This window comes from Lysinibacillus sp. Ag94, assembly GCF_023242215.1.
Taxonomy (GTDB): Bacteria; Bacillota; Bacilli; order Bacillales_A; family Planococcaceae; genus Lysinibacillus.
In genome coordinates, this window is record NZ_CP096780.1 from 3,943,373 (window position 1) to 3,968,334 (window position 24,962).

General features: G+C 37.4%; 27 protein-coding genes. 10 read left to right on the forward strand and 17 right to left on the reverse strand.

The annotated features are described in order from the left end of the window. Nucleotides 1-28: 28 nt before the first annotated feature. On the reverse strand, nt 29-973 hold the full coding sequence (locus tag MY533_RS18505; RefSeq protein WP_248717097.1) for a D-2-hydroxyacid dehydrogenase: 945 nt from the start codon (nt 971-973) through the stop codon (nt 29-31). Further along, entirely contained in the window at nt 970-1,446 is a 477-nt protein-coding gene (gene bcp, locus MY533_RS18510) for a thioredoxin-dependent thiol peroxidase (RefSeq protein WP_248717098.1), read from the reverse strand. The genes MY533_RS18505 and bcp overlap by 4 nt, the downstream gene beginning before the upstream one ends. 131 nt (nt 1,447-1,577) lie before the next feature. On the opposite strand from bcp, the gene MY533_RS18515 reads away from it, so the two are divergent. Together MY533_RS18515 and MY533_RS18520 are read left to right on the forward strand one after the other, a co-directional pair. Then, nucleotides 1,578-2,864: a glutamate-1-semialdehyde 2,1-aminomutase gene (locus MY533_RS18515; protein WP_248717099.1), complete on the forward strand. Its 1,287-nt coding sequence runs from the start codon at nt 1,578-1,580 to the stop codon at nt 2,862-2,864. 194 nt (nt 2,865-3,058) lie between these two features. Next, nucleotides 3,059-4,147, forward strand: coding sequence for an FUSC family protein (locus MY533_RS18520; RefSeq protein ID WP_248717100.1), 1,089 nt, complete (start codon nt 3,059-3,061; stop codon nt 4,145-4,147). A gap of 194 nt (nt 4,148-4,341) precedes the next feature. On the opposite strand, the gene nikC is transcribed toward MY533_RS18520, so the two are convergent. The 9 genes from nikC to mutY all read right to left on the reverse strand — a co-directional run bounded on the left by nikC (nt 4,342) and on the right by mutY (nt 14,886). Next, nucleotides 4,342-5,235, reverse strand: a complete 894-nt coding sequence (gene nikC, locus MY533_RS18525) for a nickel transporter permease (RefSeq protein ID WP_132363324.1) — start codon at nt 5,233-5,235, stop codon at nt 4,342-4,344. Between the two features lie 15 nt (nt 5,236-5,250). Next, complete coding sequence (locus MY533_RS18530) at nt 5,251-6,255, reverse strand: ABC transporter permease (protein ID WP_132363326.1); 1,005 nt, start codon at nt 6,253-6,255, stop codon at nt 5,251-5,253. 281 nt (nt 6,256-6,536) lie between these two features. Further along, nucleotides 6,537-8,153: an ABC transporter substrate-binding protein gene (locus tag MY533_RS18535; protein ID WP_248717101.1), complete on the reverse strand. Its 1,617-nt coding sequence runs from the start codon at nt 8,151-8,153 to the stop codon at nt 6,537-6,539. Nucleotides 8,154-8,174: 21 nt separating this feature from the next. After that, the gene (locus tag MY533_RS18540; protein WP_248717102.1) at nt 8,175-9,164 is read right to left on the reverse strand and encodes an ABC transporter ATP-binding protein; all 990 of its coding nucleotides are present in this window, start codon (nt 9,162-9,164) and stop codon (nt 8,175-8,177) included. Next, the gene (locus tag MY533_RS18545) at nt 9,139-10,152 is read right to left on the reverse strand and encodes an ABC transporter ATP-binding protein (RefSeq protein WP_248717103.1); all 1,014 of its coding nucleotides are present in this window, start codon (nt 10,150-10,152) and stop codon (nt 9,139-9,141) included. Before MY533_RS18545 ends, MY533_RS18540 begins: the two co-directional genes overlap by 26 nt. 608 nt (nt 10,153-10,760) lie before the next feature. Beyond that, entirely contained in the window at nt 10,761-12,506 is a 1,746-nt protein-coding gene (locus MY533_RS18550; RefSeq protein WP_305883962.1) for an ABC transporter ATP-binding protein, read from the reverse strand. Between the two features lie 202 nt (nt 12,507-12,708). After that, on the reverse strand, nt 12,709-13,254 hold the full coding sequence (locus tag MY533_RS18555) for a nucleoside tri-diphosphate phosphatase (protein WP_248717104.1): 546 nt from the start codon (nt 13,252-13,254) through the stop codon (nt 12,709-12,711). 332 nt (nt 13,255-13,586) lie between these two features. Further along, nucleotides 13,587-13,766, reverse strand: a complete 180-nt coding sequence (locus tag MY533_RS18560; protein WP_142510774.1) for a gamma-type small acid-soluble spore protein — start codon at nt 13,764-13,766, stop codon at nt 13,587-13,589. 85 nt (nt 13,767-13,851) lie between these two features. Continuing rightward, on the reverse strand, nt 13,852-14,886 hold the full coding sequence (mutY, locus tag MY533_RS18565) for an A/G-specific adenine glycosylase (protein WP_248717105.1): 1,035 nt from the start codon (nt 14,884-14,886) through the stop codon (nt 13,852-13,854). A 208-nt stretch (nt 14,887-15,094) separates the two neighbouring features. Here mutY and MY533_RS18570 point away from each other — a divergent pair, with 208 nt between their 5' ends. Next, complete coding sequence (locus MY533_RS18570) at nt 15,095-16,081, forward strand: metal-dependent hydrolase (RefSeq protein ID WP_248717106.1); 987 nt, start codon at nt 15,095-15,097, stop codon at nt 16,079-16,081. Between the two features lie 39 nt (nt 16,082-16,120). On the opposite strand, the gene MY533_RS18575 is transcribed toward MY533_RS18570, so the two are convergent. Genes MY533_RS18575 through recX form a run of 3 tightly spaced genes read right to left on the reverse strand, consistent with a single transcriptional unit; the run spans nt 16,121 to nt 17,520 of the window. Next, a complete protein-coding gene (locus MY533_RS18575) occupies nt 16,121-16,390 on the reverse strand; it encodes a YfhJ family protein (RefSeq protein WP_132363344.1) in 270 nt (89 codons plus the stop codon). Continuing rightward, entirely contained in the window at nt 16,391-16,720 is a 330-nt protein-coding gene (locus MY533_RS18580) for a YfhH family protein (RefSeq protein ID WP_053483069.1), read from the reverse strand. Then, a complete protein-coding gene (recX, locus tag MY533_RS18585) occupies nt 16,717-17,520 on the reverse strand; it encodes a recombination regulator RecX (protein WP_132363346.1) in 804 nt (267 codons plus the stop codon). The genes MY533_RS18580 and recX overlap by 4 nt, the downstream gene beginning before the upstream one ends. 169 nt (nt 17,521-17,689) lie before the next feature. On the opposite strand from recX, the gene MY533_RS18590 reads away from it, so the two are divergent. Together MY533_RS18590 and rlmD are read left to right on the forward strand one after the other, a co-directional pair. Further along, nucleotides 17,690-18,508: a polysaccharide deacetylase family protein gene (locus MY533_RS18590; RefSeq protein WP_248717107.1), complete on the forward strand. Its 819-nt coding sequence runs from the start codon at nt 17,690-17,692 to the stop codon at nt 18,506-18,508. A gap of 44 nt (nt 18,509-18,552) precedes the next feature. Then, the gene (gene rlmD, locus MY533_RS18595; RefSeq protein WP_248717108.1) at nt 18,553-19,932 is read left to right on the forward strand and encodes a 23S rRNA (uracil(1939)-C(5))-methyltransferase RlmD; all 1,380 of its coding nucleotides are present in this window, start codon (nt 18,553-18,555) and stop codon (nt 19,930-19,932) included. A 330-nt stretch (nt 19,933-20,262) separates the two neighbouring features. Here the strand turns inward: rlmD and MY533_RS18600 are convergent, their stop codons facing one another. The 3 genes from MY533_RS18600 to MY533_RS18610 all read right to left on the reverse strand — a co-directional run bounded on the left by MY533_RS18600 (nt 20,263) and on the right by MY533_RS18610 (nt 22,217). Next, the gene (locus MY533_RS18600) at nt 20,263-20,730 is read right to left on the reverse strand and encodes a GIY-YIG nuclease family protein (protein WP_248717109.1); all 468 of its coding nucleotides are present in this window, start codon (nt 20,728-20,730) and stop codon (nt 20,263-20,265) included. Between the two features lie 382 nt (nt 20,731-21,112). Further along, nucleotides 21,113-22,009, reverse strand: a complete 897-nt coding sequence (locus MY533_RS18605) for a helix-turn-helix domain-containing protein (RefSeq protein WP_248717110.1) — start codon at nt 22,007-22,009, stop codon at nt 21,113-21,115. A gap of 31 nt (nt 22,010-22,040) precedes the next feature. Beyond that, on the reverse strand, nt 22,041-22,217 hold the full coding sequence (locus tag MY533_RS18610; RefSeq protein ID WP_248717111.1) for a hypothetical protein: 177 nt from the start codon (nt 22,215-22,217) through the stop codon (nt 22,041-22,043). Nucleotides 22,218-22,364: 147 nt separating this feature from the next. Between MY533_RS18610 and MY533_RS18615 the strand changes: the two genes are divergently transcribed. The 5 genes from MY533_RS18615 (at nt 22,365) to MY533_RS18635 (ending at nt 24,609) form a co-directional block, all read left to right on the forward strand. Then, nucleotides 22,365-22,574 (forward strand): helix-turn-helix domain-containing protein, encoded by a 210-nt coding sequence (locus tag MY533_RS18615; RefSeq protein ID WP_248717112.1) that lies wholly within the window; start codon nt 22,365-22,367, stop codon nt 22,572-22,574. Nucleotides 22,575-22,590: 16 nt separating this feature from the next. Further along, entirely contained in the window at nt 22,591-23,091 is a 501-nt protein-coding gene (locus MY533_RS18620) for a hypothetical protein (protein ID WP_248717113.1), read from the forward strand. Nucleotides 23,092-23,215: 124 nt separating this feature from the next. Next, a complete protein-coding gene (locus MY533_RS18625; RefSeq protein ID WP_248717114.1) occupies nt 23,216-23,713 on the forward strand; it encodes a hypothetical protein in 498 nt (165 codons plus the stop codon). A 62-nt stretch (nt 23,714-23,775) separates the two neighbouring features. Then, nucleotides 23,776-24,297, forward strand: a complete 522-nt coding sequence (locus tag MY533_RS18630) for a PH domain-containing protein (protein ID WP_248717115.1) — start codon at nt 23,776-23,778, stop codon at nt 24,295-24,297. A gap of 96 nt (nt 24,298-24,393) precedes the next feature. Then, complete coding sequence (locus tag MY533_RS18635; protein ID WP_248717116.1) at nt 24,394-24,609, forward strand: hypothetical protein; 216 nt, start codon at nt 24,394-24,396, stop codon at nt 24,607-24,609. Nucleotides 24,610-24,962: the final 353 nt, after the last annotated feature.

A 24,962-nucleotide genomic window follows, 5' to 3' on the forward strand; every position in this document is an offset into this window, starting at 1 on the left:
TACACATTTCAGTTTAATTTGGATTAATTCAATAACCTCTTGATAAATCCATCCTATTTTCTAAATCTGTTTCACCGCGTAACCACTTCTCTAAACTCGGCTTAAAGATTTCTAAGCTGCGTTCAACATAACGAGAAGAGTGACTCGAAATATGCGGAGACACAATGACATTCGGTAAAGTCCATAAAGGGTGATCCTCAGCTAAAGGCTCTTGTTCAAATACATCTAAAACAGCATAACCAATTTCACCTACTTGAATGGCATGCACCAACACATTTTCATCTACTAAGTTTCCACGACCAAAATTCATGAAAATGGCATCATTTTTCATCGCTTTAAAATGTTCTTCTTTTAGTAAATGTGTCGTCTCCTCTGTTTTAGGCAATACTGAAATGACAATATCAGCCTTCGGTAATGCTTCGATTAATTGATCAAAGCGCACCATCTCATTCATAGATGCCGCTTCGTTCCCTGTACGGTTACAGCCAATTGTCACAACACCAAAAGCTTGTAATAGGCGACCTACTTCCGAGCCAATAGCCCCAGGTCCTAAAATAAGTGCTGTACTATCCCGCAACTCGGTTTGTTTCGCTTTCCTTGACCATTCACTTTTCTTCTGCTGTTCATACATCCAAGGCAGCGCACGCTTAATCGCTAAAATATGGGCAAGCATCGATTCTGCCATTGGCGTTTTATGAATGCCACGTACATTCGAAACGAATATCCCTCGTTCGATAATGGCCCCGGCTGGCATTTTTTCAATCCCCGCTGAAGCTACGAAAATCCATTTAACCTTTGTTGCATACTGTATATTTTCATCATTTAAATCTTCACCGTATGTGACAAGTACATCCGCTTGTTGTAGCTCATCGTTTGATAAGCCATTTTCAAAAATAAAATCAACTTGTGGAAATTCAGCTACTAGTGGCTCACGTAAATCCGGTCTTGGTTCAAACGTAAAATAAATTCTCATTGCTTCGCCTCCCATTCTGCTAAATATGTATATACTTCTTCAATATGATTTTTTACACGTACTTTACGCCAAGCCTTAATTAGGTTTCCTGCTGTATCAATTAAAAATGTCGAACGTTCTATCCCCATATATTCACGTCCATACATCTTCTTTAACACCCACACGCCATACGCTTCTGCTACAGCATGATCCTCATCCACTAATAGCGAGAATGGTAATCCATGCTTATCTATAAATTTGGTATGTTTTTTTGCATCGTCTGGACTAACGCCAAGTACAACTGCATTTAATTTACTAAAATCCTCATGCTTATCACGGAAGTCACAAGCTTCCGTCGTACAGCCTGGTGTCATATCTTTAGGATAAAAATATAAAATAACATTTTGTCCTTTGTAATCGGCTAACTTTACTGTTTCTCCTGTTTCATTTATAAGAGTAAAATCAGGTGCTTTTTTACCTTCTATTAAAGACATATCAATCTCCTCCTCTGTACGCTCTATTTTACTCTAAACAGTAAAACAAATCATATCCCTTAATTTCTTTGGATTTCTTACAGCGATAGGTCTACAATAGATGAAGTATAAAGATTTAGGAGGCAATATATATGAATCACACAAAATCTGAAGCAGTACACAAAGAAGCGCTACAGCATATCGTTGGTGGTGTAAATAGCCCTTCTCGTTCTTATAAAGCGGTTGGCGGAGGTTCACCTGTTGCAATGGCTCGTGGGAAAGGTGCTTATTTTTGGGATGTTGATGGCAACCGTTATATCGACTATCTAGCAGCTTACGGTCCAATCGTAACTGGTCACGGTCATCCACACATCGCCAAAGCGATTACAAACGCAGCTGAAAACGGCACTTTGTTCGGGACACCAACTGAATACGAGGTTACTTTTGCTAAAATGCTAAAAGAAGCAATCCCATCTATGGATAAAGTACGCTTTAATAACTCTGGTACAGAAGCTGTCATGACAACAATTCGTGTTGCACGTGCCTATACTGGCCGTACAAAAGTTATGAAATTCGCTGGTTGCTACCACGGTCACTTCGACTTAGTACTAGTAGCTGCTGGCTCGGGTCCTGCAACATTAGGTACTCCTGACTCAGCAGGTGTTACAACTTCTACTGCAGAGGAAGTAATAACTGTACCATTTAACAATCCTGAAGCATTTACAGAAGCAATGGATAAATGGGGCGATCAAATCGCCGCTATTTTAATAGAGCCTATCGTTGGTAACTTCGGTATTGTAGAGCCAAACCCTGGCTTCCTAGAATTAGTTCATGCTATAGCGAAGGAAAAAGGCGCATTAACTATTTACGATGAAGTTATTACTGCTTTCCGCTTCCACTATGGTGGTGCTCAAAACTTATTAGGCTTAACACCTGACCTTACTGCACTTGGTAAAGTAATCGGCGGTGGTTTACCAATCGGTGCATACGGCGGTCGTAAAGAAATTATGGATACAGTGGCTCCACTTGGACCTGCCTATCAAGCAGGCACAATGGCAGGAAACCCTGCATCCATGCAAGCTGGTATTGCCTGCCTAGAAGTATTACAAACTCCAGGTATTTATGATGAAATGGACCGTCTTGGAGCCATTTTAGAGGAAGGCATCTTGGCTGCAGCAAAAAAACATGATGTAACAATTACTGTTAATCGTCTGAAAGGAGCTCTTACAATTTACTTTACAGATGTGACAGTAGAAAACTATGAGCAGGCTGAAAACTCAGACGGTGAAATCTTTGGTCGCTTCTTTAAATTAATGCTTGCACAAGGCATTAATTTAGCGCCATCAAAATATGAAGCATGGTTCTTAACAACAGAGCATACAGAAGCCGATATTCATGAAACAATCAAAGCGGTAGATATTGCATTTTCACAATTGTAATTTGTAAGATGTAACGGCTAAACGAATAGTAAGAAGAGCAATATAAAACAGTTTCTAAGGTTAACTTTTAAAGACGACTCCCCTGTGAGTCGTCTTTTTCTGTAAATGACATACAAATCTATGTATTTTATGAGCACTTCCTTCTATAATGTAAAGAAGCTTAAAATTTTAGACAGAAAGGACATCCATTTTCTATGAAATTAGGTGCCCGTGTATTTAAAACTGGTGTCGCCATCGTGTTGGCACTATTTATTGCTGAGCTGCTAGAGCTACCTTCACCTGTTTTCGCAGGAATTGCAGCGATCTTCGCGATTCAGCCATCTATTTATCGTTCGTATCAAACAATTGTTGAGCAAGTACAAGCCAATATTATAGGAGCTACCATTGCGGTTATTTTTGGCTTGCTTTTTAGTCACCATGTAGTAGCTATCGGCATTGCAGTCATTGTCGCGATTGGTATCATGTTAAAATTCAAACTTGAAAAATCATTGTCTCTAGCACTCGTTACAGTTGTAGCTATTATGGAGTTTCAAGGAGATGACTTTCTTACATTTGGTCTTATCCGCTTTGTTACAATATTAGTTGGTGTGTTAGCAGCATTTGTTGTCAATCTGTTCTTCCTACCACCAAAATATGAAGTAAAGCTTTTCCGTAAAATTTACTTTTTACAGGATGATATTATTCGATGGACGCGACTTGCTGTTCGCCAGGCATCTGAGCATACTTCTACAAAAGAAGCATTAAGCAAATTTAAGTCTCGTATGCAGCGAGTTGACACATTGTATGATTTTTATAAGGAAGAGCGTAATTACTTAAAAAATAGAAAGTTTGTAAAAGCACGTAAATTAGTTGTTTATCGCCAAATGATTACAACGTCAAAGAAAAGTTTAGAGCTGCTTCATCGTCTTCATAATCATGAAAACGAATTAGCCCAGCTACCGACGCAATTTCATTTAATGATTCAAGAGCGACTTGATTTCCTGCTAACTTATCATGAACAGCTCCTATTAAAATATACTGGGAAATTAAAGCCCGAACATTCCGAGTGGAGCAAAAACATCGATTATGTTCAGCGTAATGAGTTAATGGAAATATTCATTAAACAGATTAGTTATGCGCATGAAGAAGGCGACACAGAATTCTCGAGCTATCACTTGCTTTATATTTTATCGCGTATTTTAGATTACGAAGAAAACCTAGAGCATTTAGATACGCTCATCGTTTCGTACCAAACTCATCATGGCCAAGAGATCAATGTGGAGTTTGAAGAAGAGTTTATTTAACTTCTTAAGCAAATGTCTCCCATCTTCATAGGTGGTGTTTTTAGCGGGCGCCTAAACATCTATCCCTATCGCTACGCTTTCAGTACAAAAGACATCCGCTGACAGAAGTAAAGCCTCCGGCGGGATAATTGCTTAGTTAAAGCATGTAAAAGAGCGAAGGGTTGGCATTATATCCACCCCTTCGCCCTTTTTTATTAGCTTTTCATTTTCGGGTCAAGCGCGTCACGTAGGCCGTCCCCCATTAGATTAAAACCGAGTACAGTTAACATAATAGCTAGACCTGGGAAAATCATCGTCCACGGAGCCTTTATTAAATAAATACGGGAATCCGCTAGCATTTTACCCCATTCTGGCGCTGGCGCTTGAGCTCCTAATCCAAGAAAGCCTAGTGCTGCCGCTTCAATAATCGCTGTCGCTATCGCTAACGTTCCTTGTACGATAATTGGCGTCATCGAGTTGGGCAAAATATGCGAGAACAAAATTCTCGAATCACGCATTCCGATGGCCTTTGCTGCTACAATGTATTCCTCTTCTTTAACACTCAATACTTTCGAACGAATTAAGCGTCCGAAATTCGGCACGTTAATAATGGCAATGGCAAGCAATGCATTTTGTAATGATGGTCCAAGTACTGCTACTATCGCAATAGCTAGTAAAATACTTGGGAATGCTAAAAGAATATCAAAAATACGCGATATTATCGTATCAATCCATCTTCCATAATAACCCGCAATAATACCAAGGAAACTACCTACAATTACAGATAGAATAACTGAAAAAAAGCCTACCTTCAAAGAAATACTAGCTCCATGTATAACTCTTGAGAAAATATCCCGCCCAAAGTCATCTGTTCCAAACCAATGCTCACTCGACGGTGCTAATAAACGGTTCGAAAGATTTTGTTCATTCATACCTTCAGGAGCAATCATCGAGCCAAATATAGCAAGTAAAATAAAAAATAGTACAATGCCTGCACCTACTAGGGAGATTTTGCTCTTTTTAAAGCTACGCCAGCCTTCTCTCCAAGGACCTGCCGCTCGTTCACGACTTGGTGCTACTTCTGTTTTTATATTTATCGCTCCAGTCATTTTTGCTTCTCCCCTTTATTTGTATTTAATCCGTGGATCAATCACCGTATATAGTAAATCCACAATTAAGTTAATCATAATAAAAATAAAAGCAATTACTAAAATACCTGATTGAATAACAGGATAGTCTCGGAAGCCAATAGCATCATAAATATAACGACCTATTCCAGGCCAGCTGAAAATCGTCTCTGTTAAAATGGCACCACCTAGCAGTAACCCTGTTTGCAAACCGATTACTGTTAATACTGGGATAATTGCATTTTTCAATGCATGCTTATAAACAACAATAAACATTTTTTGTCCTTTTGCTCTAGCGGTGCGTACATAATCAGAGCGCATTACTTCAAGCATAGACGACCTAGTCATTCTTGCAATAATCGCCATCGGGATTGTCGCAAGAGCTATGCCCGGTAATACTAATCGCTTTAATACTTCAGTAAATTGATCAAAGCGGCCTTGTATTAACGTATCTAGTAAATAAAAATGAGTAATGGTAGTTATTGGATCCCGCACATCTTCTCGCCCAGACGTCGGGAACCAGCCAAGCTGATTACTAAAAGCCCATTGTTCCATTAAGCCGAGCCAGAAAACGGGTATAGATACTCCGATTAATGCAACTACCATTGCCACATAATCAAACCAAGAATTTTGAAACCATGCAGAAATAATGCCGGCATTCACGCCAACAATCACTGCGATAATCATGGCAAATAGCGCTAGCTCAGCTGTTGCCGCTAAATACGGGAAAATTTCCTCTGATACAGGCAATTTAGTACGTAATGATATTCCTAAATCCCCCTGAAAAATGCCCCCTAAATAGCTAAAATATTGTGTATACCATGGCTTATTTAATCCTAAACTTGCGTTTAACGCTTCGACCGCTTCTTTCGTTGCCTGCTGTCCTAAAATTACTTGTGCTGGATTACCAGGAATTGCACGAATTAACATGAAAACGATAAAAGTCATTCCAAGCAAAACTGGGATTAATTGAGATAAACGTCTTCCCATATAGTGAAGCATTTTCTTCACCCCTCTGTTATTTTCAAAATATACTTTTGTATGAAAAGCATTAAAGTCTTTACACATACTGTAGAAAGGGTCAGCCTTCACCAAACGGTTCAGGACGCAATTATGCCGAGGCATAATGGATCGTTTAGATGATTGGTCTTTCATACAGAAAAAATACCTCTAGCTTGTAAAAAGAATCCGCTAGATTCCTACGGCTTACCCGCAGAAAGCAAGCAGATTCTTTATAATAATTCCCTCTAAAACTAAAACCTGTTCAAGACAGCCCTATAAGCCTACTTCATATCTACTGACTCTAAACGGTCAGAGCCTGTTGGATGTGCAACATAGTTTGTAACTTTAGTATTAGCAGCTAAAATTGGAGTAGAGTGAGCAAGTGGAACCCATGGTGCGTCTTTAGAGATAATCTCTTGTGCTTGCTTGTAAAGGGCATTACGCTTATCCTCATTCATTTCAGTTTGTGCTGCTACTAATAGTTTGTGCACTTCTTTGTTGTCATAGAATGTATAGTTGTTAGAATGAATATTATCTCCGTCTAATAAAGTGTAAAGGAAGTTATCCGCATCACCATTATCACCTGTCCAACCAAGTAAGAACGCATCCGCATCTCCCTTTTCCGCCTTATCTAAATACGTAGCCCATTCAAACGTTACAATTTTAGATTTCATACCAACATCTGCTAAATTTTTTTGAATGGCTTCCGCAATTTTTTGACCATCAGGCATATACGGACGTGGCACAGGCATTGCCCATAGTTCGATTTCTTTACCATCATAGCCTGCTTCTGCTAATAATGCTTTTGCTTTTTCTGGATCATATTCATAGCCTTTAATGGCATCGTTGTAGCCTGCAACTAATGGAGGCATTGGATTTTTCGCTGGCTCGCCTAAGCCTTCATAAAATGCATCTACTAATGCTTGCTTATCGATTGCATAATTTACTGCTTGACGAACTTTTACGTTATCGAACGGTGGACGAGTTACTGTTAATCCAAGATAACCAACATTCATAGATGGACGTTCGATTAGTTGTAAATCTGTATTGGATTCGATTGAAGCTTTATCAGATGGACTTAAACCATCCACTACATCAACTTCATTGTTCGTTAATGCATTGAAACGTGCGGAGTTATCTGGAATAGAACGGAAAATAACTTTATCTAATTTCGGCAAATCTGCAATACGGTAATCTGAGTTTTTCTCTATTGTGATGGAATCATTTCGTTTCCACTCAACAAATTTAAATGGACCAGTACCTACTGGATGATCTTTAAGTGCCTCATCATCTTTTTCAAAAGCTGTTGGTGAAGCAATAGCAAATGGAGACATCGCTAAATTTTTCAAGAATGTTGCTTGTGGTTGAGATAATTTAAATATAACTTTATAATCACCATCAGCAGTAATCGACTCAATGACTTGCTTGTCATCTACCGTAAATTGAGAGGCGTAGTATGGGAATTTTTCAGCACCACCAGCTTTCCAGCGCTCAAAATTTTTCACGACTGCTTCAGCATTGAAATCAGTACCGTCATGGAACTTAACTCCTTCTTCAAGTTGCATCGTATACGTTAATCCATCTTCTGAAGGTTCCCAAGATTTTGCCAGCCCTGGCTGCAATGTTACATCTCGCTCTCCAAAGTTAATTAGAGTCTCATAGAGGTTAACCGTTACTTTAAATGATTCACCTTCTGTTACTGTCGCTGGATCGAGAGCAGTGGAATCACCACCACGACCATATACTAATGTTTTTGAACCACCGCTAGCTTTATCGCCACCACTTGAAGTATCTTTACTACCCGTATCCTTAGTATCTGAGCCGCCACAAGCTGCTAACATCGTCGAAAGAACAAGGATAAGCATTACACCCAAAGTCCAAAGCTTCTTTTTCTTCATTGATTTTCCCCCTAAGTTTTTTTATATCATTGAATGTTGAATTGCATCATATAGATGGCACGCAACATAATGACCCGGTTTCACCTCTTGCATTTTTGGAACTACTTGAGAGCATTCTTCTTTTTTAAATGGACATCTTGTATGGAAAGTGCACCCGCTTGGCGGATTCGAAGCACTTGGGATATCTCCAGAAATAATGAGCTGTTCACGTTCAAATGTAGGATCTGGAACAGGTACCGAGGATAGCAATGCCTGTGTATATGGGTGAAGTGGCTCAGCATATAAATCCTCACTTGCTGTCAGCTCCACTAATTTCCCTAAATACATGACACCTACACGATTACTAATATGGCGTACAACCCCTAAATCGTGGGAAATAAAAATATAAGTTAGCTTTAAATCCTTTTGTAAGTTTTGCAATAAATTCAATACTTGAGCCTGTATTGACACATCGAGTGCAGAAACGGGCTCATCCGCAATAATCAAACGTGGATTCGTCATCAGAGCACGGGCAATGCCGATACGCTGTCTTTGACCACCGCTAAATTGGTGTGGATATCGTTTCACATGATATTCATTTAATCCAACAATTTCGAGAAGCTCTAATACCTTCTGTTTTCGTTCCTTTGCGTTGCCCATCCCATGAACAATAAGAGGCTCCTCCAATATTTTTCCAATATTATGCCTAGGATTAAGAGAAGCATAAGGATCTTGGAAAATCATTTGAATGTCTCTACGGGCTTTGCGCATTTCATTGTTCGAAAAATCTGAAATCACTTTACCTGCGAATTCAATCTCGCCCTCTGTTGGCTCAAGCAAACGCATTAAAAGTCTACCAGTCGTTGATTTACCGCACCCTGATTCACCAACAATACCTAATGTTTCTCCTTCAAAAACTTCAAAGGAAACATCATCCACTGCCTTTACGTCTCCAACCTGTGTATTCAAGGCGCCCTTCCGAATAGGGAAATACTTTTTCAACCCATCAACTTTCAATAACACTTTCGACATGTTGCTCCACCTCCTGTTTCTCTAGTAAAAAACATCTCGATTTATGCCGCTCTGTTGCTTCATATAAAGGTGGTGTTTCTTGTACACAGCGGTCCATCGCAAATTCGCAACGCGCTGCAAAACGACAACCTTCCTGAATACTACCAGGCTTAGGTACACTTCCTGGTATAGAGTAAAGATTGTCCTTTTTATAACGCATATCCGGTACTGATTTAATAAGCCCCTGTGTATAAGGATGCTTTGGATTAACGAATATCTCCTGAATAGGTGCCTCCTCTACAATTTGGCCTGCATACATCACAATAACCCGCTCGCATGTTTCTGCTACAACGCCTAAATCATGTGTAATTAATAATACGGCTGTATTTAAACGTTTATTTAAATCTTTCATAAGCTGTAAGATTTGAGCTTGAATCGTAACATCTAATGCAGTAGTCGGCTCATCAGCAATCAATACCTTCGGATCACAGACAAGTGCCATCGCAATCATGACCCGTTGTCGCATCCCTCCCGAAAGTTGATGTGGGTAATCTTTTAATAATTCCTCAGCTCGTGGTAAACCTACTAGTTTCATAATATCAATGGCCCTTGCAAATGCTTCCTTTTTAGACCATTTTGGATGATGAATTAAAATCGCTTCCTTTAGCTGATCCCCAATTGTAAACAAAGGATTTAAGGATGTCATAGGCTCCTGAAAAATCATCGCCACATCCTTCCCCCGAATTTTTTGCATTTGTTTATCAGATAATGTGACAAGGTTTTTGCCATCTAATAGTATTTCTCCACCCGTTATTTTTCCTGGTGGCGATGGTATTAACCCCATAATGGACAGTGATGTGACACTTTTTCCACTTCCCGATTCCCCTACAATCCCTAATATTTCACCCTCATGAACAGCAAAATCGATATTATCTACGGCAGGAATTTGTCCATCATCTGTAAAAAAGGTTGTCTTTAAACCTTTTATTTCTAGCAGCTTTTTTCTCATGATCAATCGCCCCATCCTACCTATATTTTACTTAATTACATTCACTGTCACTCAATTCCCCATTTTCAGATAATTCTAACCAAAAAACATTGCTCTTTCAATCATAATTATTCTGCAATTAACAAAGATTTTCTACATCGTTCGAGTTCCATATTAATTATGTCTTTTTAATCGATAATATTTTATAAATAAGACAAAAAAATAGCGTTCCTTTTATACTTAAACGGAACGCTATTTTTAAATTATTGACTCATTATCAAAAGATTGGGACGACATTACACTTTCGCATATAAAAAACTTGTTAGTCCAAGCGACTCCTCGGATGCAGGTTCCGAATAAATCCCTGTGTATCATTTAAAGCTGAGAATGACATTTTGTTAAAACGTATGTCTCGAGAATAAGTTGATTGGAGTGGAGGCCAGGCGACTCCTTGAGGAGCGTCACAGATGAGACCCTAGAGCGGGCATCGCGAGTGAAGCGGCTCATCGGACGCCCCCAGGAAGCTCTGCTCTGTGCGAAAGCGGAGCGACAGCAACAAAGCGCCTGGCCGGAACGGAAATCAACCCTACGTTATGGGAGCCACATTTTTTCTATTATAAAGTGGTATATCAATCTAAATGCTGCACCTGGAATAAATTAAAGTAAGTCCCCTCTTTTTGCATTAGTTGCTCATGGGTACCACTTTCAATTAATTGTCCATGATCTATAACAATAATTTTATCTGCATGTGTAATCGTAGACAGTCGATGAGCAATTATAATAGTTGTGCGTTCATGTGCAAGTACATCCAATGATTCTTGAATAAGTGCCTCACTTTCCAAATCCAACGCAGAAGTTGCTTCATCCAGTATTAAAATAGGCGGATTTTTTAAAAATACACGAGCGATTGCTACTCGCTGCTTTTGTCCACCTGATAACTTCACACCGCGCTCCCCGACTTTTGTGTCATAGCCATTTGGCAAGCTCATAATAAAATCATGTGCATTTGCCGCTTTTGCTGCAGCCATTACCTCCTCATCAGAAGCACCCGGCTTGCCCATTAAAATATTTTCTTTTACCGAATCGCTGAACAAAATATTATCCTGTAGGACGATTCCAATTTGTGAGCGTAAAGAATGTAATGTTACGTCTCGTACATCATTTCCATCAATACGCACCGCGCCACTAGTAGTATCATAAAAGCGAGGGATCAAACTAATAATAGTTGATTTTCCTCCGCCACTCATTCCTACAAATGCAACTGTCTCTCCAGGGTTAATCGTGAAATTGATGTTGTTTAAAATGTGTGAGCCATCTTCTTCATATTGAAAGTTCACATTGTCAAAGCGGACTTCACCATTTACTCGAGGTAGCTCTAACGCATTAGCCTTGTTTTTTATTTCAAAAGGTTCATCTATTAATTCAAACATTCGATCCATTGATGCTATTGACTGTGTTAACATCGTTGATGAACTAACAAGACGACGAAGTGGACCATAAAGTCGTTCGATATAAGCGATAAAGGCCACCATCGTCCCGACTGAAAGAGAACCATTAATAACCTGATATCCTGCATAAGCAATTACTAGGAGAGGTGCTACATCCGTGATGGTATTTACCACCGCAAAGGATTTAGCATTCCATTTCGTATGGTCTAGTGCCTTTTCTAAAAATTCACCATTTGCTTCGTCGAATAATTTTTGCTCATGCTTTTCTAGCGTCAAACTTTTAATAATACTCATTCCAGCTACACGTTCATGTAAATAACTTTGCACACCCGCAAGTGCTTGTGATCGTTTACGTGTTAAAGATCGAAGTTTACCAAAGAAGTACTTCACACTAAATGCATAAAATGGGAACGCAACTAATGCTACTAGCGTAAGCTTAACATCCATGGCAAACATAATACCGATAGCAATAACAATTGTCGCAAGGTCTAGCCAAACATTCATCAAGCCTGTCATGATAAAGTTTTTTGTTTGCTCCACATCATTAATCACTCTTGAAATAACATCGCCAGCTCTTGTATTAGCATAGTATCTTAAACTTAATCGCTGTAAATGTGCATATATTTGTTTTCGAATATCGAAAAGCACTTTGTTACTGACATTTTGAGCGAAATATTGACGGTAATACTCAATCGGTGGTCGAATAATAAAGAATACAATGATCGTACCACCTAACCAATAAAACAATTCCTTTGTCTTCTCTGCATCCGTTAGACTTTTTGCATCGATAATATCATCTAACACAATTTTTATGAGTAATGGAATAAATAACGGAATCGCGAATTTCACTATACCAATTATAATCGTTAAAATAATTTCCCATGTATATGGTTTTACAAATTTCATATAACGCTTAATACTACCCAATTTATTATCACATCCTTATTAATAAGACCCTCTTATGTAAATAGCACATAAAAAGAAACAGACATCCACAAATTGAATGTCCAAACGTATTATAGCAATATTTTGCTTTAAGTACATTTAATTTAGCTTTAGCACTAACTATTTTGCAATCCGATTGTTTAAGGCATAAAAAAACACCCATTAGTAAAACTAATAGGTGCAACTAATCATCTGCTTGCATATCGAGCTGAAACTTATAACGACTTGTCCAGACATCGATGAAATCAGGTGCAAAGGGTCCTCTTTTTTGTTGAATCCAGCTAATTAATTTATCGACATTGCGCTTTAAAATTTTATCTATGACATCTGGATAAGACATTTCCTTACGATGTAGCTCATATTCATCCTCATCTAAGAGTGAATAAGACATATCAGGGAAAACTTTAATGTCTAAATCATAGTCAATATATTTAATGGCATTATTATCGAAAACAAATGGTGAGCTTAGATTACAATAATAATACACACCGTCCTCACGTAGCATGCAAATGATATTAAACCAGTGCTCCGCATGGAAATAACAAATAGAAGGCTCTCTCGTTAGCCAAGTACGACCATCGGATTCTGTCACAAGTGTCCGTTCATTCGCACCGATAATTATATTTTTCGTCCCTTTTAAAACCGTTGTTTCTTGCCAAACACGGTGGATGCGGCCATTGTGCTTATAACTATGTATTTGTATCGTTTCTCCTTCTACCGGTATTGCCATTTTTGAAGCCCACCTTTTCGTCTATATGCTACCTAAATCTAGCAGTCTCTAGTATATTATAGCAATGTGTACGCGAAAGGTGTAGTTAGAAAACCACAAATTTCCCTGCGCTCTTTTAAATTTGTACGAAATTTCGTTAATTTGAAGCGAATTTTATCATAACAACAATCCAATTGAAGTTTTTTGCTTGTGTTTATATACAAATTGGATTTTTTTCTGAATCAAAGCCTTTCTTCCTCGCTTCCGAAAAATTAAAAAGGAGCTGCCTTTATTAATCTTTTCGATTTTAGACAGCTCCTAAGAGGTAAATGCAATTATGCAATTACAAAGTTTTATTCACCAAGATCTTGGTTAGTTTTATTGAAGTTACCTGAAGCTTGAGCTTTGTTTTGCTCTGCTTTAGCATTTTGCTTTTGCACTTCATTAACGTCTGTTTCATAACCAAATTCTTGACTTTGACGTTGCATGTTTTTATTCGGTTGTAAATTTTGGTTGTTGTTTTGCTTTTTCATTATTCATTCACCTCCACGCTCATTATTGTGTACCGAGGTGAATGCTTTTATGCTCATTAATTTTTATAAAATTTTATTTCCTTGATTAATCCTTAATTTGGTGCCAAATTTTCAGCATTGGAACGGGCATTGGTAATAATTCAATTTGCTCTCGAGTCAGCCATTCGCCCTTAACTGCTGAATTGCATTTCATAAAATAGCTATTTATATGCCATGTTAAATGTGAAAAAACATGTTTAAATGTTAACAAATCTTCTTGCGATTGAACATTCATAGCATAATCATTTATAAATGTCTCTATTGAATCTTTACCGTGCTCAAGCATTGGAAACTGCCATAGGTTAGCAAGTAAACCTTCTGCTGCTCGCTGTTCTAATAAAAATCGACCTTCGTCATCTTGGCATACAAGCACATCGTATGTGATATGCTTCATCTTTACTTTTTTAGATTTGATCGGTAATTTTTCTGGCTCACCTTCATTATAAGCGGTACAGTATTCGCGAACAGGACACAATAAACACTTTGGTGAGGTTGGCGTACAAATAAGTGCACCCAGCTCCATTAAACCTTGATTGAAGGACGATGCATTTTCGGGATCTATCAATTCTTCAACAGCCGCTTCAAAAACCTTTTTAGTCTTTGGAACTGCTATATCCTCATGAATAGAAAGCACACGACTTAAAACGCGCATAACATTGCCATCAACCGCATGTTCGGGCTTATTATAGGCAATACTTAAAATAGCGCCAGCAGTATATGGGCCTACGCCTTTTAATGTTGAAATTTCGTGACGATTATCGGGTACTATCCCACCGTAGTTTTCTAATACCTCACGGACACCCGCTTGTAAGTTACGTGCACGGGAGTAATAGCCAAGGCCTTCCCAATGCTTCAATAAGTATTCTTGCGGAGCTTCCGCGAGTAATTCTAATGTTGGAAAACTTTCCATGAAACGATTGTAATAAGGAATAACTGTGTCGACACGTGTTTGCTGGAGCATCACTTCCGATACCCAGATTTTATAAGGGTCCGTAGTATGTCTCCAAGGTAAATCACGTTTCTCAACATTAAACCATTCAACTAAAGATTGTCGAAATTCTGTTACATATGGATAATTCACAGTGACCTCCTGCGTCTTTACGATTTTATTTATGGTAAAAAGAGTATACAATTAAGAAAAGATTATCTGTCAAAAACGACAAAAAACGTCATAATTCTTCATGCTTTAAAACAACTTTCTTAATTGTAAATATCACGTATTATGGATTATTGAAATATACATGTATGTAATTGTACTCTTTTTTGTTGCATACAAGGAGTGGATATTTTTGGATTCAGGCACACATTTCGTTATGGGTATTGCCCTCGGAGGTCTTGCATTAGCCGACCCCGTAGTAGCAGATCATTCAATGACCTTTACCGCAGTAATGGCAGGTACAATTATTGGCTCACAGGCACCTGATGTCGATACAGTGTTAAAACTACGCAACAATGCCGTTTATATTCGACATCATCGAGGAATTACACATTCACTACCAGCAGTAGCTCTTTGGCCCATTTTAATTACAGCGGTTTTAGCACTTATTATTCAAGACGCAAATGTGTTTCATTTATGGCTTTGGACATTTTTAGCTGTAGCACTTCATGTCTTTGTTGATATTTTCAACGCTTATGGTACACAAGCACTTCGACCATTCTCTAGAAGATGGGTTGCACTTGGTGTTATCAATACATTTGATCCAATTATTTTTACACTACATTGCCTTGGCATTTTACTTTGGGCATTTGGTGCAAATCCAGTTTGGACATTTAGTATTATGTATCTCATTATTATCGTTTACTATCTTTTACGCTTTACAGTCCAAAAAGCTGTAAAGAACGCTGTGCATAAAACCATACAGGATGAGGAGTATGTCATTGTAGCCCCTACAATGCGATTCTTCCACTGGCGAATTGCAGCAAAATCCAAAACACATTATTACGTTGGGCGCGCTTATGGGCGAACTGTTAATATTTATGATAAATTCGAAATAAAACCTTTACCGAAAACGCCTCTTATCGAAATAGCATTGAAAGATCGCAATCTCGCTGCTTTCGTGTCATTCTCACCATTGTATCGCTGGGAAATTTCAGAACTCGATAATGGCTTAACAGAAGTAAGATTAATTGATCTGCGTTACCGTAGTGATAATCGCTATCCGTTCGTTGCTGTCGCTCATTTAAACGATGACAATGAGATTATCACTTCATACACAGGCTGGATTTTTACCGAAGATAAACTTCAAAAAAAATTACAGGTTGGTGCAAGTAATTAAACATCAGCAAACCCTGACCAAATATTGGTCAGGGTTTTGTTATTGTACTATATCATCACTAGCATCGAGTAAATGTGCGTATTTAGGATTGCGTCCTGCAAATGCATGAAGTTTATCGCCGTAGCTGTTAATTAATTGCCGCACTAAATTTTCAGTGTAATCAGCACCACGATAGGAGTAGCCTGCTTTTGCAGAAGTCGATTCAAAATCACTCCATAAAAGCTCAATCCATACTCGTGCACGTCCTACTGACATTTGCGGGTTTTTTGTAAGTAATTCAGCAGTTAGTTTTTCAATTTTTTCTTCCATTTATTTGCCCACCTTTACAGGAGATAGCATGGAAACAGGTAAAGCCTCTTGATATTTTTCGCCCCCTAAGCGATGTCCCCAAGCAAAGCGACCTTTTAAATAATCCACTTGAAAAAATTCATTTTCAGAGCCGTCAATACGATACATTTCTCCAGGAATTATTGTATCCAAATCTACTAAATAAGCAGCTGCCATTAATGCCTTACGCTCATATACTGCGAATTCATTAATGATACCTAGCTGTTCCGCCTTACGTGCCTTTTCCTTTATCATTGCTATTTCCTCACGTAATTCGTGCTCTGACATTGCAGCATAATTTTTTTCGTTCATTCCTCATTCTCCTTCTCTTCTATAAAACGATCTATTACCTCTATAGGAAACCCCTTTTGATAGAGAGCCTGCTTTATTTTCATTTTTAATTCATAGCCAGTATACTTCGATGAATACTTTTTCCAAACTTTTTCGCCTTGTCCATCAAGTAGCTGTTGCCATTCATCTTCATCTTGCTCAATCTCTATTTGACTGAGCACATCATCTACAACACTAAAAGAATAACCTTTTCGCATTAAAAAATCTTGAATTTTAGCTTTTATTTGTGTTGGTGTTTTCTTTTTTTCCGATCGAATGACCTTCTCAGCCAATTGTGTGGCAAGCTTTACCTGTTCCGCATGACTGTACGTAGCAAGAACCTCATCCTGTAAGCTTTTATCAATTCCTTTTTTCATAAGATCTTGCCTAATTGCCTTAGGACCCTTTTTCATCGTAGCTTTTTTCGTATCGAGTAACGCCTTGGAGTAAGTTTCATCATTTAAAAAGCCGTATGATTTAAGCTTTTGGATAGCCTCTAAAATAACCGCTTCCCCAAATTCTAACGAGAGAAGCTTTTTCTTGACCTCATGCTCACTACGCATTTGATAAGACAAAAAATTTAACCCTTTATTAAAAGCTTTTCGAATCTCATCCTCGTAAGCAATTTCCTGAATATCAAATTCCTCAAGTACTTTTCCCTTCGTTAATCCAAATTGAATGAGAATTGCCTCATCTACAGGAAAAGCGTATTCTTCGTTCAAATATATATTATAACGTTCTGGGTTGTTTTTTTGACGTGCAATTTTCGTAATAATACGCATTTGTAACACCTCGCTACTGACCATTATAACATTTTTCAAAGGTATTGCTCTGTGGGTATGCTCCAGTTTTGCATCGGTATTTCCTCTTCAATATTTATCGCATTAAATAAAATAGGATAATTTTTTTAAAAATACGCATTCTAATGAAAAAGAAAGGATGCGTTTTTATATGTGGAAACAGCATATTGTAGGTGCGGTCATCGCTACTTTTATTATTGCCGCGGCGATTAGCTTTAATCCATTTTCAGCTTCTGGCTCCGATGAATACCATTGGGGATTAAAGAAAGCAAAAAACGGTGAACCAGCTGAGGCTGGCGCACAGCTTGATCAGCTACTTGAGAAATATGGTGCTATTTATAAAGGTAAGCCTGATAAAAAAGTTGCGTATTTAACCTTTGATAACGGATATGAAAATGGGTTTACAGAAAGCATTTTAGATACATTGAAGAAGGAAAAAGCACCAGCCACCTTCTTTTTAACTGGTCATTATTTAGAAAGTGCCCCCGATATAGTGAAACGCATGATTAAAGATGGTCACACAATCGGCAACCATTCATATGGACATCCAAATATGGCGAGATTAACACCAGATGCTATGCGTACAGAATGGAAAAAATTTGACGATAAACTTCGGGGATTGACTGGTATAAAGCGTACAACATACTTCCGACCACCTGAAGGTACATTTAATGCGAAATTATTAGAGGTAGGAAATACTGAGGGCTACCGTCATATTTTCTGGTCTGTTGCCTTTAAGGATTGGGAAAGAGATGTCCGTCGTGGTGCAGATTATGCGTATAATGCATTAATGGAACAGCTTCACCCTGGCGCTGTTATTTTAATGCATACCGTTGCACAAGATAATGCAGAAGCTCTCCCAAGGTTTATTGCCGATGCAAAAAAACAAGGCTATACATTTTTATCCATTGACGATTTAGTTTTAGAATACGAAGATTCCCCTGTCGCTTTGCAATCGTCTACTCCTTAGTTATAATGGGGAGATGATATTAAAAGAACAGGGACGTGGATCGCTTGACGCAGCAAACAACAATGGAAGTAGGACAAAAATTTCCGCTAACAATAAAAAGACTTGGTATTAACGGTGAAGGGGTAGGCTTTTATAAGCGTAATGTTGTATTCGTAAAAGGCGCTATTCCTGGTGAAGAAATTACAGCACAAGTGACTAAAACACAGCGAAACTTTGCCGAAGCAGAAATAGTTACTATTCGCAAAGCTTCAAAACATCGCCAGGAAGCACCATGCCCAATTTATAACGAATGTGGCGGCTGCCAGCTTCAGCATATGACATATAAAAAACAGCTAATCGAAAAGCGTGATATCGTTATTCAAGCATTAGAACGTTACGCTAAACCTTTAGCTAATACAGTTGAAGTTCGCAAAACTTTAGGGATGGATAATCCATGGAATTATCGTAACAAAAGTCAGTATCAAGTACGTAAAGAGGGTAAACGTGTCTATGCAGGGTTATTTGCAGAAGGTAGTAACAAGTTACTGAACATCAATGATTGCCTTGTCCAACATCCGATTACATCTAAAATCACAGTGGCAACGCGTAAAATTTTACAAAAACTAAATATTACTATTTATGATGGTCGTACACTTGATGGCTTAGTACGTACGATTGTTGTACGTACAGGAATTCGTACAGGTGAAACACAAGTCGTGCTCGTTACAACGCGCAAGGAAATTCCACATCAAGCGGAACTCATTGCACGTATTAAAAAAATCGACCCAAGTATTGTTTCGATTGCCCAAAATATTAACCGTGAGAAAACATCGTTAATTTTTGGCGATGAAACAATTGTCCTTGACGGCAAGGAAACAATTCATGAGGAGCTTGGAGAATTAGCCTTTGATTTATCAGCTCGCGCCTTTTTCCAGCTGAATCCAACACAAACGGTTCATCTTTATGATGAAATAAAAAAAGCAGCAGCATTAACAGGCAAAGAAACAGTTGTTGATGCTTACTGCGGTGTTGGAACAATCGGCTTATGGCTGGCTGACAAAGCAAAAGAAGTTCGCGGGATGGATGTTATTCCAGAAAGCATTCAGGATGCACGTAAAAATGCCCGAAACCATGGCTTCAAGCATACAAAATACGCTGTCGGCACAGCAGAAAGTGTCCTAGCAAAATGGCGCAGAGAAGGGTTTACACCAGACGTTATTACAGTTGACCCACCTCGCACAGGTCTAGCACCAGAATTCATCCGCACGGTGTTGAAGCTAAAACCGAAGCGCTTTGTCTATACATCGTGTAATCCATCAACTTTGGCGAAGGATTTAAACGAATTATCGAAGTTTTATGATGTGGAGTATATTCAGCCAGTGGATATGTTTGCACAAACTGCACAGGTGGAATGTATTTGCTCCATGGTTCTTAAATCAAAGTAGCAAAATAAAAGTTTGGCGACTTTATAAGATGCTGTCTGTATATTACAGGCTGCATCTTTTTTATAGCCTCATCTTTGAGGAGTGGTGGTTTAAAACTTTCTATAATAACTACGGCATACGCGGCTTTTACTCTAAATACTGTTATATCAATGTTTATACAGCATCTTAGCCAAATTGGTTAAGGTGCTTTTTTCATTCCAAAATAACCGATGGGGTTAAATTGGGGTTAAACTTCTTTGCAATTAACGATAAATAACAATAAGACCACCCATCACGGAGTGGTCTTTTCTTATGTTATCCAATTACAACACCCGTTAATGGAATAAGCTATTACGTATTTCCTCTATTTTTATTATAACCTCTTTCATAAGAAGCATAGGTCTCAATTGCATACCTTTCTAATTCATTCAAAGTATTAAAACCGCAATTTTCAAGGGCTATCATTTTAATTGTCCAATCATCACCGTATTTGTAATCTGCGTAGACATCCCCGTTACCTTTTCCAGTGAAATGATCGTTTACTCTATTTAAAACTTTCTTTCCTTGTCCTACATAATACAAATCTTTGGATTTATTATATAATATATACACCCCTGCAAAGTTATAATTATTGGAATACAATGCCCTTCCTCTTCCACCGAAACTTTTATTTCTCATTTCAAAAAACTCTTCAGGAGTTAACTCCAAAGTATTATTAGCTAATTCAAAAATTTGTTGTCTGATCTTTTTTCTCTGACGATCTTGAGATAATAAGATTAAAAGAATGAATACTAGAAGAAAAATTACTAGCAAATCCATATAATCATCCCTATTCTTTAATAATCAAAATTTACCAATACCCTCTACATTTTAGAAGGTTTATCAACGAAATGGCCCGATTGTTGAACACAAGTTAAACAACACTGTTCAATTAATCTACCCCGTTAGCTTAATAATACCTCATACCACATCCGTTTGGATAACTATTTCCATTTACCATTTCACAGAGTGATCTTTTTTCTTTATCTCCGCACAATATACACCCTTACACGAGATCCTATATATTTCATCTTATCAACAGTCTTATTAACAGGTGTGGAAGGTTTTCGGTCCACAAGCAGTCCATGGTCCGATTCCTGGACCGAAAGAAAATCAAATATAGTCATTTGCTTTTGTACTTTCATATCTTATATTCCCCTCTCTACCATTCAAGCCAGTTCTCTAAATTACCTGGTCTTTTATTATTTGATTGTGTACTACTATCACGTTCTTCTAACCAGTTATAAAACGGTACAGAACGTTCTCTATTCACTCTTTCTTCTATATATGAGGGTTTATTCGATTTATTACTTAATCGCTCTACAGCCTTACTATATGCTCCTACAAATACGGCTCTTAATGTACTAGCAACCGTCAGTACACCTTCTTTTATATCCATAGCAATTTTGAACATCACGTTCTTAGCTTTTATAAATTCATCCATAGAATTCACTTGTGAAGCCAATACACATTTATGTAATTCATCTTTTAAGTTATCTGCTAATGGCAAACTATTCATGAAATCGAACAACATCACTTGGTACTCATTCATGTGCTCTTTTTTCTTTTCAGCTTGCAAAGCTAATTCATTTTCAAGACTCATAATATTATTTGCTTGTTTAGAACTTAAAAGATTAAAAGAGTTAAAAGATAGGTTTTCAAATTGTTGCGCTTCAACCTTACTCTCACAAAACTTTTCAGCTTTTTCACGCTCGGACATTGACGCTGGGACATTGCGAGGCAAAATGATATAAATGCTTGCCCCTTGTCCACCTTTGCTTTTTACAGTCGTTTCTTTCTTGATGATTCCTAGTGATTCCAATTTTGAAATAGCACGATAAACCGTCTTTGTGCTGATCTCTAATGCTGCAGCAATAGTAGCAGCTTTTAAGTGACAAGCCCCTGGATGTTCCAAAGCATGACTAGCAAGCTTGAAAACGACGGCACGTTCTGATTCAGTCAAATCGTAGTAGTGTGTTGCCATGTGGTTCTCAACAGCTGTGTCCATATCTGCAATTGATTCAAATGTTTTGTATTGTGCTAAGTATTCAAATGCCATCGTTTTCACCTCTCCTTCATTCCACTTGCAACTACTTAAATGCCTTACGTAAATTTTCACGTATTTGTTTTACTTCTAATTCTGTAAGCAGACTATGATACCTCATAATCCACTTCAATCGATTCTGATACTTATGGACGTCTGTAATTGCGTCCTGTTGTTTCATCTTCATTCGGATGTACTCATTACGTTGTTGAATGGATTTCATTTTACATACTCCATTTCGATAAATTATTTGTTAAATACATAATAAATGATTAAAATGTATATTACAACTGTTTTATGATTTTAATGCATATTTATTTTTAAAATGTGCTATAATATGTTTAGGAATAATATTAAATGAGGTGAATACATGGAGATTACAAAGAAGGTAAAAAGATTACTGGTTGAATCTGATATGAACGCAACTCAATTAGCAGAAAAGATTGAAACAACTCAATCAAACCTTTCTCGCAAAATGAAAAACGAATCATATTCGGTAACAGATTTAATAAAGATCGCTGAGGCTTTGGACGTTAAATTAGAGATTAATTTCATCATGGAAGACGGTACGAAAATATAGTAACGGAGGGATGTAAATGGAGGAGACTGATAAAGTAAAAAGGGTCTTTCGTGATATTGATAAACAAAAAGAACAAATCAGGGCTATAGCTAATCCAAATCCGAAAATCTCTGAATTAATTGAGTCTTTTACTTTTGATGAGATTGAACAACAAATGCTATCATTTGATAAAACCACCTTATCTGCTGTTGAATATTCTAAACCTTATAATCCTAACGAGGAATTGGAACGTTTAGCGAAACAACAATTAGATGTACTTAACGACATTAAACAAGATACTTCATTAATTTCGAATGTCATACTACTAATCCAACAGGATGTTGCCGACTCATCTAAACACCTTGAATTAATTAAAGAAGCATTGGAAATTGCTGCATCTACAACAAAAGAAGAAGCTGAGAGTAAGTTGGGTAAGTTATTATCTAAAATAGATACAACTGTCGAAGGTGTACAAAATGTTCAAACCTTAGTTAATTGGGCAAAAACAATTTATATTTTGTATACATCATCGAACTAATAATAATTGTAGACATTGTAGTGTCATTTCTATTAACAGATAACTAATTACAGTTGTCTGTCTTTTTTTATGTACTTTCAACTCCTTATTTCCTAAAATGGAAATATAAAGGGAGGGTTTTCAATTGATAATTCTTAAACAAGTTTTAACAAGTGCTTTAACAATGGCTTTATTAACCCCATTTCTTACTTTCTTCTTTAATCGAAGTTTACAAAAACAAAAAAGGAATTTTGAGCAAGAATTAGAACACCTAAAAAACTACCTTCAATTAGAATTTTCGCATGAACAAGAGAAATTAAACCAAAAAAGAAATGTATATAAGGAATTAATCAATGCAATGATAGTCTTTAGTAAAGCTCGAGTGTCTGAAGATGAACGAATTATGTATCAGAATAACTTTTTAAAGGCGTATGATAATTCTTGGTTATGGGCTAGTGAAGAAGTATTACTTGCTGTCACTAATTTTATAGATTTCAAAATCTCAGTTTATGGAGATTTTTCAGCTTCTGATGAAGCCCGAGAAAAAGAGCTTATTTCTGAGTGTATTTTTGTTATAAGAAAAGATATTGGTTTCGAAGATACTATTCTTACAAAAGATCATTATAGGTTCATTAATTTTTAATATGTACTAATATAAAGATCTTCAATAAAATAAAATTACATAATTCTGTAAGGAGCGATAACATGGATACAATAGCAGAAACAATAAAATTTGCTGGCTTCGGAAAGAAGAAAGCAATGGCAAAACAGATTCAAATGTTTGATGATAGACTGACGGATCAAGGTGAAACACTACTCGCTGTGTGTGCATCCGTTAAAGGTACAAAACAACTTTATGTTACTGACCAACGAATCTTATTACATGAAATTAAAGGGATCGTATCCAATGATGAAACAAGTATCCCTTTGTCTTCGGTTAGCAGTATCAACATTTCAAATAAGCTTGTTTACTCTACTATCGAAATCGTATCAACTGGAAACAAGGCTATCATTGACGATGTGCCAGCGCATATTGCGCTTGAAATTAAATCGGGTATCGAGAATTTAAAGGTAATGGACAAAACTGCGTCTGCACCATCTGCTAAGAAGGAAAAAGATATGTATGATGTTGCCGATGAAATTCGAGAATTGAAGGAACTATTAGAGGATGAATTAATTACTCAGGAAGAATTTGACGCGAAGAAAAAGCAATTATTAGGTATCTAGGTCACTCAAATGAGTGGCTTTTTTCTTTCGACATAGAAATCATTTGATTTATATTTCACATGATTTATAATGATATTTAAAAAAGGAGTGTTAGGCATGAAACTTACAGAAAAAGTAGAGGCGGTTGTAATGGCTGCACAGGCTGCTAAAAATGGTGAGGGCGAACATACATCGTATCGAATCTTTAAAGAGTGTGGGCTTACACAAGGAGCGATTAAACGCTATGTAGATGGAGTAAGTGACATCAGTCGTATGGGATTAGGCGTAGCTGAAAAGCTTGGTGAATACTATGATAATCACCTTGCAAAATAAATAAAAAAACTTTTATAAATCACTTGATTTATATACATCACTTGATATATAATAAGAGTATAGAAAGGAGGTGAACAAGAGTGGATGATTTAAGAAATGTCGTCCTCATCATTGCAGGAATCATCGCTAGTATCAAGGGGTCACTTGATATTATTGACTGGATGAAACGCAAAGACGAGAACGACAACGAAAAGTAAATAGCAGAGGGGGCTTAGCTCCCTCTCTATAAAAATTATATCATCCTCCATTACTTTATGAAAAGAATATCATCGACTGATTGGTTAGTGTTCATCATTGTAGCTATTTTTTTAGTGGACTTAGATTTTGAATCAATGAGTTCCATCAAGTGGGTA